12 protein-coding genes are annotated in these 13,734 nt (G+C 67.8%); 7 read left to right on the top strand and 5 right to left on the bottom strand.

The window, feature by feature from the left end; genetic code table 11:
• Positions 1–70: 70 nt before the first annotated feature.
• From LGN19_RS06190 to LGN19_RS06180, 3 genes are all read left to right on the top strand, one after another.
• Positions 71–1,402, top strand: coding sequence for an MFS transporter (locus tag LGN19_RS06190; RefSeq protein WP_174960532.1), 1,332 nt, complete (start codon positions 71–73; stop codon positions 1,400–1,402).
• A 7-nt stretch (positions 1,403–1,409) separates the two neighbouring features.
• A complete protein-coding gene (locus tag LGN19_RS06185) occupies positions 1,410–2,507 on the top strand; it encodes a M14 family metallopeptidase (RefSeq protein ID WP_226213600.1) in 1,098 nt (365 codons plus the stop codon).
• Positions 2,508–2,570: 63 nt separating this feature from the next.
• A complete protein-coding gene (locus LGN19_RS06180; protein ID WP_226213599.1) occupies positions 2,571–3,716 on the top strand; it encodes a porin in 1,146 nt (381 codons plus the stop codon).
• A 19-nt stretch (positions 3,717–3,735) separates the two neighbouring features.
• Here the strand turns inward: LGN19_RS06180 and LGN19_RS06175 are convergent, their stop codons facing one another.
• Complete coding sequence (locus LGN19_RS06175; RefSeq protein WP_122947518.1) at positions 3,736–4,653, bottom strand: LysR family transcriptional regulator; 918 nt, start codon at positions 4,651–4,653, stop codon at positions 3,736–3,738.
• 323 nt (positions 4,654–4,976) lie between these two features.
• On the opposite strand from LGN19_RS06175, the gene LGN19_RS06170 reads away from it, so the two are divergent.
• The 3 genes from LGN19_RS06170 (at position 4,977) to LGN19_RS06160 (ending at position 8,485) form a co-directional block, all read left to right on the top strand.
• A complete protein-coding gene (locus LGN19_RS06170; protein WP_174976922.1) occupies positions 4,977–6,293 on the top strand; it encodes an MFS transporter in 1,317 nt (438 codons plus the stop codon).
• A gap of 156 nt (positions 6,294–6,449) precedes the next feature.
• Positions 6,450–7,700: an MFS transporter gene (locus LGN19_RS06165; protein ID WP_226213598.1), complete on the top strand. Its 1,251-nt coding sequence runs from the start codon at positions 6,450–6,452 to the stop codon at positions 7,698–7,700.
• Between the two features lie 173 nt (positions 7,701–7,873).
• Positions 7,874–8,485 carry a cysteine hydrolase family protein gene (locus tag LGN19_RS06160; RefSeq protein ID WP_226213597.1) on the top strand — a complete coding sequence of 204 codons (612 nt, stop codon included), beginning with the start codon at positions 7,874–7,876 and terminating at the stop codon, positions 8,483–8,485.
• A 19-nt stretch (positions 8,486–8,504) separates the two neighbouring features.
• Here the strand turns inward: LGN19_RS06160 and LGN19_RS06155 are convergent, their stop codons facing one another.
• The 3 genes from LGN19_RS06155 to LGN19_RS06145 all read right to left on the bottom strand — a co-directional run bounded on the left by LGN19_RS06155 (position 8,505) and on the right by LGN19_RS06145 (position 12,063).
• Complete coding sequence (locus LGN19_RS06155; protein WP_226213596.1) at positions 8,505–10,130, bottom strand: amidohydrolase; 1,626 nt, start codon at positions 10,128–10,130, stop codon at positions 8,505–8,507.
• Positions 10,131–10,548: 418 nt separating this feature from the next.
• Positions 10,549–11,364: a helix-turn-helix transcriptional regulator gene (locus tag LGN19_RS06150; protein WP_174960644.1), complete on the bottom strand. Its 816-nt coding sequence runs from the start codon at positions 11,362–11,364 to the stop codon at positions 10,549–10,551.
• Positions 11,365–11,586: 222 nt separating this feature from the next.
• Positions 11,587–12,063: a nuclear transport factor 2 family protein gene (locus LGN19_RS06145; RefSeq protein WP_122947512.1), complete on the bottom strand. Its 477-nt coding sequence runs from the start codon at positions 12,061–12,063 to the stop codon at positions 11,587–11,589.
• A gap of 329 nt (positions 12,064–12,392) precedes the next feature.
• On the opposite strand from LGN19_RS06145, the gene LGN19_RS06140 reads away from it, so the two are divergent.
• A complete protein-coding gene (locus tag LGN19_RS06140; protein ID WP_226213595.1) occupies positions 12,393–12,779 on the top strand; it encodes a winged helix-turn-helix transcriptional regulator in 387 nt (128 codons plus the stop codon).
• A 491-nt stretch (positions 12,780–13,270) separates the two neighbouring features.
• On the opposite strand, the gene LGN19_RS06135 is transcribed toward LGN19_RS06140, so the two are convergent.
• The gene (locus LGN19_RS06135) at positions 13,271–13,645 is read right to left on the bottom strand and encodes a hypothetical protein (RefSeq protein ID WP_226213594.1); all 375 of its coding nucleotides are present in this window, start codon (positions 13,643–13,645) and stop codon (positions 13,271–13,273) included.
• Between the last annotated feature and the right edge of the window lie 89 nt (positions 13,646–13,734).

Raw genomic sequence — 13,734 nt, 5'->3', positions numbered from 1 at the left:
TAACACAGGGCCGCCTAGAATGCGTCGCACATAACCAGTGCGATACCGCACAACGAAGGAGATACCCGTGATGGCACCCCACCCGCAGTCCGGCGCCGATCTGCGCCGGACGATCCTCGCGACGACCGTCGGTAACGCACTCGAATACTTCGACTTCACGGTCTACGGTTTTCTGGCGCTCATCATCGGCAAGCTGTTCTTTCCGTCATTCGACGCGGCCGGGCAATTGCTGCTGGCCGTCGGCACTTTCGGGGCCGGCTTCGTGATGCGGCCGCTGGGCGGCGTCGTGATCGGCGCATACGCCGATCGTGCAGGGCGCAAGCCTGCGATGGTGCTGACCATTTTCCTGATGGCACTCGGCTGCGGGATGATCGCCGTGCTGCCGACCTATGCGGAAATCGGTGTTGCCGCGCCGATCCTGATCGTCGTCGCGCGGTCGATCCAGGGGTTCTCGGCCGGAGGCGAATTCGGCGCGTCGACCACGCTGCTCGTCGAACAGGCGCGGCCGCACACGCGCGGCTACATGGCGAGCTGGCAGTTCGCGAGCCAGGGGCTCGGCGTGCTGGCGGCCGCGCTGACGGTCGCGATCCTGTCGTCCGCACTGACGCCCGACGCGCTCGAGCGCTGGGGCTGGCGCGTGCCGTTCGCGCTCGGGATGCTGATCGCGCCGGTCGGCGCATATATCCGCCGCCGGCTCGAGGAAACGCACACGGGCGAATCTGCGCGGCCCGCACCGGGCCGCGTACGGAGCAACGGGCGTGTCGCGACGCTCTGCCGCGAGCACGGTCGTGCGGTTGTCGTCGCGATCATGATCACGATGGGCGGCACGGGCGCGTCCTACGTCGTCAGCTTCTACATGCCGACCTATGCGATCCGCGAATTCGGGATGAGCCCGGCCGTGGCGTTGTCGGCCGCCGCGCTGACCGGCGCGCTGGCATTCGGATGCGCGCCGCTGGTCGGGCGCTGGTCGGACCGCGTCGGCCGCAAGCCGCTGATCGTCGCGGGCCGCATCGCGCTCGTTCTGCTGATCTATCCGGCGTTTGCGTGGCTGAAGGCGTCGCCGACCCCGGCTGTCCTGTTCACGGTGGTTGGCCTGCTGACCGTCGTGCTCGCGATTCAGGCCGTACCGAGCATCACGATCCTGCCGGAGATGTTTCCCGAATCGGTTCGCGCAACGGGCATGTCGCTCGTATACAGCGTGGGTGTCGCGATCTTCGGCGGCTTCGCACCGTTCATCAGCACATGGCTCGTGAACGCGAGCGGCAACAAGGTTGCGCCGGCCTGGTACCTGATCGTCGTCGCACTCGTGTCGATGGCCGGCCTGCCGTATCTGCGCGACCGCACCGGTGAAACGATCGACACTCCCGCCGTTTCCGGCGCTTCCTCCTACTCGAAGGTCTGACCATTCCATGGAATCTACCGCCGTTACCCGCTATTTTTCCGGCACCTATGCCGAAGCCCGCCAGAAGTTTCTCGACGCCGCCGCGCACCGTCGCGCGACGCTGGAGTCGTTCGTGCTGCCCGGGCTGCACGGTGCGCTCGGCGAAGCGCTGGCGATCGATGTGGCCGGCCTCGGCATGGCCGATGCCGAGCGGCTGCTGATCGTCAGTTCCGGCACGCACGGGCCGGAAGGCTTCTGCGGGTCGGGCTGCCAGGTTGCGATGCTGTTCGACGAGGATCTGGTTGCGCGGCTCGCGCGCGCCGGTGTCGGGCTGCTGCTGATCCATGCGATCAATCCTTACGGCTTCTCATACCTGCAGCGCACCAACCAGGACAACGTCGACCTGAACCGCAACCACATCGATTTCAGCGCGCCGCTGCCTGCCAACAGCGCGTATCCGGACATCGACCGCCTTGTGCTCACCGAAACCTGGCCGCCTTCGCCGGACGACGAGCGGGCGCTGGCCGACTACATCGCACGAAACGGCAAGCTCGCGTATCACGGCGCGCTGAGCAGCGGGCAGTACGCGACACCTGACGGGATGTTCTACGGCGGACGCGAGCCGACCTGGAACAACCGCACGATGCGTACGATCCTGCGCGAACGCGCCTCGCATGCGCAGACGATCGCGTGGATCGATATGCATACGGGCCTCGGGCCGCGCGGACACGGTGAAAAGATCTACGCGGGCCGCAACGACGCCGCGGAACTTGCGCGCGCCCGAGCGTGGTGGGGCGCCGACGTCGTCGCGCCGTTCGACGGCGAATCGGAGTCGCCGGGCGTGTCGGGGCCTGTTGCGTCGATCGCGCACGACGAATGCCCGCGTGCGGTTGCGGCGCTGATGGCGCTTGAATTCGGCACGCTGCCGTTCGACGACGTGATTTACCGGCTGCGCGCGTCGCACTGGCTACTTCGCCACCCCGATGCGCCGGCGGAGTTGCGTCGCGACATTCTCCAGCGGATTCGCGACGCGTTCTACGGCGACGACGACGCCTGGAAGGGCGCAATCTGGGGGCAGACGCGTGTCGCGCTGCTGCAGGCATTGATGGGTCTGGCTGCAACGTAAGGGCAGGACGACAGGCGGCTTGCGTTGCCTGTCATCGCATAAGAACATTAATAAGGAGATCTGATGAAAATAAATGGAGTCATCGCGGCGGGCGTGGCGGCTTCCGTCGCCGTCGTCGCGCATGCGCAGAATTCGGTCACGGTGTACGGGACCATCGACAATGGCGTGAATTACGTCAGCAACCTGGGTGGCGGCAAGGCGTTCCAGGCTGTATCGGGCACGCTGTACGGAAACCGTCTCGGTTTCAGGGGCAGTGAGGATCTCGGCGGCGGGATGAAGGCGATCTTTACGCTGGAGAACGGCTACGACGCGAATACGGGGCGGCTCGGGCAGGGCGGCCTGATGTTCGGCCGGCAGGCGTTTGTCGGCCTGACCGGGGGATTCGGCACCGTCACGCTTGGCCGCCAGTACGACGAGCTGAGCGGCGAATATCTCGGCCTGCTCGCGGCCGGCTGCAATTTTGCCGGCTATCTTGGCGCGCATGCGGCCGACGTCGACAACCTGAACGACACCGCGCGTATCAACCACTCGATCAAGTACAAGACGCCGGACTTCAATGGCTTCTCGATGGCGGCGCTATACGGCTTCGGCGGCGTGCCGGGCAGTTTCTCCGCGAACCGCGCGATCAGCGTCGGCGCGCGCTATGAGCGCGGCCCGCTGACGCTCGACGCCGCATACGAGACGGTCAACGACCCGGGCGTGGCGCTGTGGGGCGCGAGTGTGAATCCCGCACCGAACACGGCCTTCTCGACCGCGCTGCCTACGCCGATCTGGGGTGGCTACCAGTCGGCATCGAAGCTGCAGATCTATGGTGCCGGCGGCAGCTATGCACTCGGCAATGCGACGATTCGCTTCGTGTACACCAACACGCGCTTCCAGGACATCGCGCAGACGCTGAGCACGCGATACCGCGGCAAGGCCGCATTCGACAACTACGAAGCCAACGTCACGTACCTCGTCACGCCCGCCGTGTCGCTCGGCGTTGCATATACGTACACGGCGGCGCCCGATGCGAAGTATCAGCAGGTCAACGCCGGCGCGCAGTATTTCCTGTCGAAGCGCACGACCCTCTACATGATCGGCATCTACCAGCATGCGTCCGGCCTCGACTCGTACGGCCGGCAGGCCGTCGCGCAGATCAACCAGACGACACCGTCGTCGACCGCCAATCAATTGCTGCTGCGGCTCGGCTTGCTCGTCAAGTTTTGAGGTCGGGCGCCGCGACGCGTTACCGCGCGTTCGGCCCCTTGACCGTCAGCCGGCACACCGTCGCCAGTGCAAGCAGGTTCGGGTCGCGTTCGCGCCGATGCAGGAAGCTCAGGCCGATCGTCTGGCGGATCGCGGGCCCGGCGAGCGGCACGAGCGCGATCTTGTGCGCGAACAGGTCGCGCACACGGCCGGGCAGCAGCGAGCAGCCGACGCCGCCAGACACGAGATTGATCAGCGAGAAGATGTCGCCCACCCGCATCACGACGTTCGGCGCGATGCCGGCCGCGCGAAACGCTTCCGTGAAGCCGTGATGCGTCGCGAAGCCTTCGCCGAGCGACACGAACGGCGCGTCGCCGCACGTACCGAGATCGATGGCGTCGTGCTGTGCGTACGGCGAGTCGATCGGCGCGGCGAAGAACATCTCGTCCTCGAACAGCGCAATCGATTCAATCTCGGCGTCCGGTTCGGGCAGCGCCATCAGCGTCGCGTCGATCGCGCCCTGCCGGAGCTTGTCGAGCAGGTCGGCGTTCGAGCCGAGCACGAGCTCGGCCTGCAGCTCGGGGCGGCGCTCCTTCAACGCGATCACGACTTCGGGCACGGTGCGGATCGTCAGCGAGTAGAGCGAACCGATCTTCAACTGGCCGGCGCCGTAGCCGGCCGCCTCGCGCGTCGAGCGGATTCCGTCCGTCATCGTCTTGAGCACTTCGCCCGCGACTTCGGCGAGCACCTGCGCGGCGTCGGTCGGAATCAGGTTCCGCCCCTCGTGGCGGAACAGCGCGCAGTGCATCCCTTCCTCGAGCGTGTGCAGCGCGCGGTGCACGCTGACCGTGCTCACGCCCAGCGCCTCGGCGGCCTTCGCGAGACTGCCGGCTTCCATGAAGGCGAGCAGCACCTCGAGCTTGCGGAACGTGATCTCTTCGTTGATGCGGTTGCGCATGATGCGGACGACGGGAAGGGTGGCCGACGATTCTGCCGCAGAACCGGGGCCGCAACAATGCGCGAATTTCCGGGGTTTTCGCATGGCGGAGCCTGGCGGGGAAACATTTAATCTCCGGCTAATCATCCGCTGCGGGCGTTAATTGATGCGGGTTTTCGGTGTCCCTATGATCGTTTCACGCCGGTCGTGCGCGCGGGCCGCGAGGTTCCGATGGTGCGGGCCCGAGCCTCGTCGGCCGGCGATACGAACAGCCGGTTCGCCCATGCCAGCCACGGAACGCGGCACGCATGCGGCGCGGCGCCATGAGACTGCAGGAGACAAGCATGCACGACTCACGTCGGAACTCGCGGCATCGGCAGGTGGTTGCCGCTGTCGTCGGCAACACCCTCGAGTGGTACGACTTCATCGTTTACGGGTTCTTCTCCGGCATCATCGCGCGGCTGTTCTTTCCCGCCGAGAGCCAGTACGCGTCGCTGCTGATGTCGCTCGCGACCTTCGGCGTCGGTTTCTTCATGCGCCCGGTGGGTGGCATCCTGCTCGGGCTCTATGCGGACCGGAAGGGCCGCAAGGCCGCGATGCAGCTCATCATCTTCCTGATGACGCTGTCGATCGCGCTGATCACGTTTGCGCCGTCGTACGCAGCGATCGGCCCGGCGGCACCGGTCCTGATCGTCGTTGCGCGGCTGCTGCAGGGTTTCGCGACGGGCGGCGAATACGCGAGCGCGACCGCGTTCCTCGTGGAAAGTGCGCCGGAGAACCGGCGCGGGCTGTACGGATCATGGCAACTGATCGGCCAGTGTCTCGCGGTGTTCTCGGGCGCCGCGATGGGCGCGTGGGCCACGCAGTCGCTGTCGGAGGGGGCGCTGCATAGCTGGGGCTGGCGCGTGCCGTTCGCGCTCGGGCTGCTGATCGGGCCGGTCGGCCTGTGGATCCGCCGGCACATGGAGGAGACCGAGGCGTTCCTCGACGCGAGCAAGTCGACCGTCGAGCCGCCGGCGAGCGTGTCGCGCGTGCTGCGCGACAACCTGCGCGGCGTGCTGGTGTCGATGGGGCAGACGATTACCGGCACGGCCGTGTTCTACGTGATGCTCGTCAACATGCCGACGTTCGTGCACAAGACCTTCGGGCTGCCGCTCGACCAGGTCTTCAAGGTGCAGATGGCGGCGGTTGCGCTGCTGACGGTGACGATTCCGTTCGCCGCGCTCGTGTCCGACCGCATCGGCCGGCGTCCCGTGCTGATCGCCGGTTCGCTGGCGCTGCTGACGGTCACGTATCCGCTGTTCACGTGGCTGGCTGCCGCGCCGGGTATCGGGCGCCTGCTCGTGATGCAGCTCGTGATCTGCACGATCATCGGCATCTGCTATGGCCCCGCGCCGACCACGCTCGCCGAGCAGTTCGCGACGCGTTCGCGCTCGACCGGCATCGCGCTTGCGTACAACGTCGCGGTGATGGTGTTCGGCGGCTTCGCGCCGTTCATCGTCACGTGGCTGACGCACGCGAGCGGGTCGCCTGTCGCACCTGCGTGGTATGTGCTGTTCGCGGCGTCGTTCGGGCTGCTCGCGAGCGTATTCATGCACGACGGCGCGCCGTGTGTGCTCGCACGCCGGCAGTTTCAGGGCGAGCCGGTGAGCGCCAAGTAGCGGCCGCAGCCTGTCGCCCACACTGGTGACCCATCGGCGCGGGCGACAGGCAAGGTATTGGCGCAGCCGATGCTTAGCATCGCGGGCGGCGGCCTACCGCGGCGGCCGCCCGGTCGTTACGCTTGGGCGATCATCCACTCTGTCCGGAAGGTCGCCATGTCCCGGCTCGATTACAAGTTGCTCGGCCCCTGCCTGCTCGCGATCGCGATCGACGCGATGGGATTCGGGCTCGTCTATCCGATGATGTCCGCGATCTTCAGCGATCCGCATGCGGGCATCCTGCCGGCCGACGCCGGTGCGCACGCGCGCAATTTCTACCTCGGTCTCGGCTACGGGATCTACCCGTTGTGCATGTTCTTCGGCTCGTCGCTGATGGGCGACCTGTCCGATCGCTACGGCCGCCGCAAAATCATGCTGCTGTGCGTGCTCGGCCTCGCGGCCGGCTACGCGATGATGGCGGCCGGCGCATGGCATGCGAGCGTCGCGCTGCTGCTGGCCGGCCGCGGGCTCACCGGGCTGATGGCCGGTTGCCAGGGCATCGCGCAGGCAGCGATCACCGACCTGAGCACGCCGGAGAACAAGGCGTACAACATGAGCATCATGTCGCTCGCGTTCAGCGCGGGCGTGATAGTCGGCCCCGTGCTCGGCGGCGTGACGTCCGACCACACGATTTCACCGCTGTTCGATTACGGCACGCCGTTCGTGCTGGTCGCCGCGCTGTCGCTGATCTGCGCGTGCTGGACCTGGGCGTCGTATCGCGACTCGGCCGCGCCGCGCGGCGACACGCGTATCGATCCGCTGCTGCCGCTGCGGATCATCGGGGAGGCCGCGCGCCAGCGCAACGTCGCGTTCCTGTCGGTGGTGTTCTTCCTGATGCAGGTCGGCTATGGGCTTTACCTGCAGACCATCATGCTGCTGCTGCAGGCGAAATTCGGCTACACGAGCGCGCGGCTCGGGCTGTTCAGCGGCGTGATCGGCCTCTGCTTCGTGTTCGGCCTGCTGTTCGTCGTGCGGCTGATGCTGCGCGTGTGGCGCGTGGTCGACATCGCGAAGACGGGCCTGCTCGTCGCGGGCGTCGGCCAGGTCCTGTCCGCGCTGTTTCCGCACGAGCCGGTGCTGTGGGCGCTCGCGATGGTCGTCGGCTGCTTCGACATGGTCGCGTATACGACGATGTATACGGCGTTCTCCGACGCGGTCAGCGAGGATCGGCAAGGCTGGGCGCTCGGTGTGGCCGGTTCGGTGATGGCCGTCGCGTGGGTCGTGACGGGCGCGCTCACGAACCTGCTGCCGGTGTTCGGCGAGATCGGCCTGCTGCTGATCGGCGGCGCGGGCTTCCTGCTCAGCTTCGCTTTGATGGTCGCGTACGGCCGCACGCAGCCCGGCGCGCGAACGGCTGCGCTGTCATAGCCGATTTGCACGTTGGCCCGAATCTGTCGGACGTTGTCCCGCTCGCTGCTGTCGCGCCAGCGCGCGCGGCCCGACACTGGCGCCTCGCGTCCCGGGAGTGTCCGGGACGCGTCCGGCGGCGCCGGCTGGCCCGGCGCGCCGTTTCTTCGATAGGCCAACCGAGAGAGCGACCCATGCAACATCCGACCATCCGTACCCTGGCGGGCGCGAGCGCGCCGACGTCGATCGCCGCCGCCCGCACCGCACTGCTGGTGATCGATTTCCAGAACGAATACTTCAGCGGCCGCCTGCCGATTCCTGAGGGGCCGCGCGCGCTGGGCAATGCGCAGCGCGTGATCGCGTTCGCCGATCGCGCGGGCATTCCGGTGTATCACGTCCAGCACGTCGATGCGGCCGACGGCCCGATCTTCGCCGATGGCAGCGACGGCTTCCGCTTTCATGCGGACGTGCAGCCGGCGCCGCATCACACGGTGGTGAAAAAGACGTCGGTGAGCGTGTTCCCGACGACCGACATCGATGCGCGCCTGAAGGCGGCCGGTATCGACACGCTGATCGTCACGGGCCTGATGACGCATGCGTGCGTCGCCGGCGCGGCACGCGATGCGGTGCCGCTCGGCTACGCGGTGATCGTCGTCGACGACGCCTGTGCGACGCGCGACCTCGACATCGCGGATGGCGGCACGGTAGCGCACCGCGACCTCCATCGCGCGACGCTGGCCGCGCTGTCGGACACGTTCGGCGACGTGCTGACGACCGAGCAGGTGCTGGCGCTCAGCGTCGCCTGACGGCCGCCGCGGGCGTGCTTCAGTCGGCCCAGCCCGGCGCGGCGTACACGACTTCGCCGCGGAAGCACGTCTCGATCACACGGGTTTGCGCGAACGTCTCGACCGGGTGCGCGAACGGATTGCGGTCGAGGATCGCGAAGCTCGCGTCCTTGCCCGCTTCGAGCGAACCCGTGCAGTCGTCGAAGCGCAGTGCATACGCGGTGTTCACCGTATAGGCTTCGAGCATCGTGAGCAGGTCGAGGCGTTCGTGCGGATTCCACGGCGGGCTGTCGGGCTGGTCGATCAGCAGGTGCGTGACGCCTGTCTGGATGATCTGCATCGGGTCCATCGTGCTGACCGACCAGTCGGAGCCGGCCGCGAGCATCGCGCCCGCGTTGCGCAGGCTGCGGAACGGATAGTTGCGCGCAGTGCGTTCCGCGCCGAGCAGGTCGTGATAGAGCTGCTGCTGCTCCTCGCGCGCGGCCGTCCACAGTGTCTGCACGCTGGCGATCGCGCCGAGCCGGTTGAAGCGGCTCATGTCGGCCGGATCGACAATCTGCAGGTGCGCGAGCTGCGCGCGACGGTCGCGCATGCCGTTGCGGATCTGGACATATTCGAGCGCGTCGAGCGTCATGCGGACCGCGCGATCGGCGAGCGTGTGGAAGTGCAGGTCGAAGCCGGCCGTATCGGCGAGCAGGCAGATCTCGTTCAGCGCGTCCTGGCTCCACAGCGCGAGGCCGCAGTCGTCGGTGCCGGCGTACGGTTCGAGCAGCGCGGCGGTTTTCGATTCGGGCACGCCGTCGACGAAGATCTTCACCGTATGCAGGCGCAGGTTGTCGCATTCGTACTCGCGACGCCATCTGGCGAAGCGCTCGATCTGCTCGTGCGGATCGCGGCGCGGGTTCGCATAGAGGCCGGCGCTCATGTATACCTTCAGCGTGCCCGCGCGCTGCGCGTCGGCATACGCCTTGAGTTCGGCTTCCTCGACGCGTGCGTCGAACCAGCCGGTGATGCCGTAACCGTGTGCCATCGCGTGCGCTTTCGCGAGCGACTTCGGGTAGCCGGCCGGGCTCAGTTGGGGAATGATCGGGCAGACGCGGTAGAACGCCGCTTCGTGCACGACGCCATTCGGCGCGCCGGACGCATCGCGCTCGTACACGCCGCCGGTCGGATCGGGCGTGTCCGCTTGGATGCCGGCCGCTTCGAGACCCTTCGTATTGAGGCAGCCGCTGTGCACGTCGAAGCCGACCACGAGCAGCGGCCGGTCGGGCACGATCCGGTCGAGCAGCTCGCGGGTCGGATACGCGCCGAAGGCGGCCAGGTTGGCACCGCCGAGATAGACCCACGGTTCGTTCGGCGTCGCGTCGGCACATGCGCGGATGCGCTGCAGGATCGCGTCGGGATCGTTGATGCCGGACAGGTCGAAGTCGCCGAGGATCTGGTGGCCTTCGAGCGGGTGCACGTGGCCGTCGATGAGGCCCGGCAGCATCAGCCGGCCGGCCAGGTCGACGATGCGCGTCGCGGGGCCGGCCAGCGGACGGATGTCGTCGTCGCGGCCGACGGCGACGATCTTGCCGTCCTGGGTGGCGAGCGCCTGCGCGAAGCGGCGCTGCGCGTCGCCCGTGTAAAGCAGGCCGTTCAGATAGACGGTGTCGGCGTGTTGCATGTGTCTCCTCCGGATGGGGGCAGATCGACGGGCGCACGTGTCCGGCGGGCGGGCCGTGTGGCTCGTCCGGTCGCGTGAACCCGGTCGGGTTGGAATGAGATGAGGGGCGGCTAGGTGCCGGTGCGGTGCGGCAGGCTCGGCGATACGTCTTGGAGCGGGCCGGCTGCTGCCGGAGCGTCATGCCGATCTCGCCGCCCGGTCTGAATCGGCAGGTCGATGGGCGACGCGCGCGCGGCCGTGCGGGCCGGCGTCCATCCGGTATTCGGCATTCCGTGTCTCCGTGATATCCGACGCGTTCCTGTCGTCGGGTGAGTCAGATACTAGGAGCGGGGCGGCCGACTGTCTGTCATCGTTTTGAGGACAAGCCGCGACAAAGGCGGCGGGGGCGAGGGGCGTCGCAGCGATGCGGACGCGTCATCTAGTGACCGCGATCCTCCGGCGGTTCCTCTTCGGTCACGCACCACGCGAACAGCCCGGCCCGGTTCGCGACGCCGAGCTTCGCGAGCGCGCGCCCGAGATAGGTGCGCACGCTGCTCGGCTTGAGCGCCAGCGTGTCGGCGATCTGCGGGACGGGCTGGCCTTGCAGCACCGCGCGGCACACGAGCCGTTCGCGCTGCGACAGCGCCGCGCCGCTGGCCGACAGGCGCTGTTCGAACCGCTGCAGCAGCGCGCCGTCGTCCGAGCGCGGCGTCAGGCGTGCGAGCCGCGCATGCTGGATCAGGAGCGGCAGCACGAAATCGCCGAGCTGGCGCAGCAGCGCCAGTTCGGCCAGCGTGTAGGACGGCTGGCCGCGCCGGCGGAACAATGAGAACGCATAGACATAGTCGCGCTCGCTGCCGAGCAGCGTGCAGTCTTCGCCGAGTTCGCCGAGCGCGAAATGGCGGCCGTATTCGGTCGCCGTGTCGACTTCTTCATTGCACGAGAACACGAGCTGCGAATCGGTGGCGCGCTCGATATGCGGGAGCAGCGTGTCGGTGCGCCAGTCGCCCTGCGTATACAGATCGAGCGCGTGGCGCGTGCCGTCGGGATCGTCACCGCCCGCGAAGAACAGCACGTCGACGCTGTCGACCGATTGCGACGGCGCGTCGCGACGGTAGCGCGTCGCGACGCTGTAATGGGATTGCGGATCGACGGTTTCGCGCAGCCACGCCCAAAGCCGGGCGGGAAACTGCGGACTGCCGAGGCTGGCGACCAGGTCGCCGGCATTGCTGAGGGAAATATGGGCGGGGCTCATCGTTGACACCGTCTTCGCGAACGGCCGCCCGTGCCGGCCGTGTTTCGCGTACGACGGCGCGCCGGCGGCGGTGCGGTCATGCGGGACGGAGGCCGGCGCGGCGGCGAAGCTCGATTGTAGGGGACTTCGCCGCTGCGGGGCACACGCGCTTGTGCGGCGGGTGGCCGATCGTCCGTCGACGGGCGGCGCACAACGTTGCGCACCGCGTACCGGCCCGGCGCGTCAGAACATCGTGTTCGCGTTCGCGGCCGTTTCGGGCACCGGCTGGATCACGTCCCAGTGTTCGACGATCTTGCCGTCCTTCACGCGGAAGATGTCGACGACGGCTTCGCCGCGATCGCCCGGACGCTCGGTCGCATGCACGTGCAGGTAGACGAGATCGCCGTCGGTTGCGCTGCGCACGATGCGCGCACGCGATGCCGGGTTCTTCTGGAAGGCGCCGACGAAGTACGACACGAACGGCTTCTTGCCGTCCGGCACGTGCGGGTTGTGCTGCTTGTAGTCGTCCGCGACGACGGCGGCGGCTTCGACCGCTTCGTGCTTGTTGAAGAAGCGGTCGTAGAACGTCAGCACGAGCTGACGGTTGGCTTCCTCGGCGGCCAGGTCGCGCGTGGCCGGGCCGGCGGCCAGCGCGGCCGTCGACGCGGCCAGCAGGACGAGCGCGGCAACGGCGCGAGCGGGGGAGCGGAGCGATGGCATGGTGCGGGTTCCTTGTCTGACGAAGCGTGGGTTGGCGCGCGATGCGCGACGGCGGGGTGACGCGGCCGTGCCGATCGGCGGGCGAAGGGGCCTGGCTGCGGATGCATGTGCGTGATCGACGCGAGGGATTCGCCGCCCGGTCCGTATCGTCACGATATGGGCAGGGCGAGGCCGCGCGTTGTCGTCATGCTTCGTTCAACTGGCGATTCGGCGCGGCTGTCGGGCCGATCGAATGGTACAGTTGCCGCGAACCCGTCACAAGAAGTCAGCGCGGTGTGAACAGGTCACACCGCGCTGACCGTGCGTTGCCCGTGAAAGAGAATCCAGCCATGCCGTCCCAGCCCGCCGATGAAACCGTCGAACTCGATCAGCCGTGCCCGATCCGCGATGTGCTCGACCGCATCGGCGACCAGTGGAGCCTGCTCGTGCTCGAAGCGCTGTCCGGCGGCACGATGCGCTTCAACGAACTTGGCCGCGCGATCGGCGATGTGTCGAACCAGATGCTGTCGCGCACGCTCAAGCGGCTCGAGCAGGACGGCTTCGTCAGTCGCACGTTGTTCGCCGAAGTGCCGCCGCGTGTCGAATATGCGCTGACCGACCTCGGGCGTTCGTTCCTGATGCCGATGCAGGCGATGATCCGGTGGGCCGACGAACATCATCGTGTGATCTGCGCCGCGCGACGTCGTGCACGGGAGCTGGAGGGCGGCGGGCGCTGAGCGGGGCGTTCGCGCGGTCCTGTCGAAGGGCGTTGTGCTGCGATCGGATGCGACGCGACGAGATAGGGCGAAACTGCATGTGCATCGCCATCGCGTGATTTCGTTATCCGAATGATTCGGTCGGGGCGGGCAGGGGTGCCGATGCTTCGGTGTATGCCGTTTGTCCCGAATGCGGTAATGCGCTGGCGGTGCCCCGTGTACGAGGCGTGCGCCGGGGCGACCGAAATAGCGGGTCTCCACTGCGCGACGCACGACGGGTGCGGCAGTATCCGGTCGATTCGCGAAGACGCCCCGTAGATCGGCGGGCATGTCGATGGTTCAGGGGACGTGGCCAGGCGCCTCGGCATCGATTTGGGCGCCGGCATCGGGGCGGAGTGGGGCAGGATTCGCGGAGGTGCCTGCCGGGTATCACGATGTCGGGGCCGAACGGCGCGGGTTCGCTCGCGCCGCCCGGTTGCAAGCCTGCCTTAGGCCGGATGCCGGGTGCTTGCCTAGCGCCACGTACCGTCGACGTAGATCCACACCGGTCCCTGACGGCGCCAGTAGCCGGGCACCCACCTGCGCCCGGGGTGCCGCGTGACCCAGCGGCCGGACACCCATATATAGTGGCCACGCTGCCAGCGCCAGTAGCCGTCCGTCCATATATAGCCATGCGGCCGTGGCGGCGGCGGGCGGCGGTCGTGCCGGGCGGCAGGCGGCGCGAAGCCCGGGCGGTCCCCATAGGGCGGCCCGCCGGGTACGCCGTTCGGACCGGACGGTCGGTACACGGGCGGCGCGGGCTGGGCCGAGGCGGCGCGGAGCCAGCCGCCGGCGCCGACGAAGGCGGCGGTCAATCCGATGGCGCGTAACAACGAGCGTCGATTCATGGCGTGTCCTAGTCTGTATACGAGGCTGCCTTACATTAGCCTGCCAGTCGGCCGGCCGGGTTACGCGAGCGGTTAAGGCTGTTACGGTG

Source organism: Burkholderia sp. AU30198 (assembly GCF_020419825.1).
In the GTDB taxonomy this organism is placed as follows: Bacteria; Pseudomonadota; Gammaproteobacteria; order Burkholderiales; family Burkholderiaceae; genus Burkholderia.
This window is presented reverse-complemented; position numbering and strand designations above follow the sequence as displayed.

Coding starts and splice junctions, on each gene's coding strand:
- LGN19_RS06190 (WP_174960532.1), top strand. CDS start 71: ATGGCACCCCACCCGCAGTCCGGCGCCGATCTGCGCCGGACGATCCTC.
- LGN19_RS06185 (WP_226213600.1), top strand. CDS start 1,410: ATGGAATCTACCGCCGTTACCCGCTATTTTTCCGGCACCTATGCCGAA.
- LGN19_RS06180 (WP_226213599.1), top strand. CDS start 2,571: ATGAAAATAAATGGAGTCATCGCGGCGGGCGTGGCGGCTTCCGTCGCC.
- LGN19_RS06175 (WP_122947518.1), bottom strand. CDS start 4,653: ATGCGCAACCGCATCAACGAAGAGATCACGTTCCGCAAGCTCGAGGTG.
- LGN19_RS06170 (WP_174976922.1), top strand. CDS start 4,977: ATGCACGACTCACGTCGGAACTCGCGGCATCGGCAGGTGGTTGCCGCT.
- LGN19_RS06165 (WP_226213598.1), top strand. CDS start 6,450: ATGTCCCGGCTCGATTACAAGTTGCTCGGCCCCTGCCTGCTCGCGATC.
- LGN19_RS06160 (WP_226213597.1), top strand. CDS start 7,874: ATGCAACATCCGACCATCCGTACCCTGGCGGGCGCGAGCGCGCCGACG.
- LGN19_RS06155 (WP_226213596.1), bottom strand. CDS start 10,130: ATGCAACACGCCGACACCGTCTATCTGAACGGCCTGCTTTACACGGGC.
- LGN19_RS06150 (WP_174960644.1), bottom strand. CDS start 11,364: ATGAGCCCCGCCCATATTTCCCTCAGCAATGCCGGCGACCTGGTCGCC.
- LGN19_RS06145 (WP_122947512.1), bottom strand. CDS start 12,063: ATGCCATCGCTCCGCTCCCCCGCTCGCGCCGTTGCCGCGCTCGTCCTG.
- LGN19_RS06140 (WP_226213595.1), top strand. CDS start 12,393: ATGCCGTCCCAGCCCGCCGATGAAACCGTCGAACTCGATCAGCCGTGC.
- LGN19_RS06135 (WP_226213594.1), bottom strand. CDS start 13,645: ATGAATCGACGCTCGTTGTTACGCGCCATCGGATTGACCGCCGCCTTC.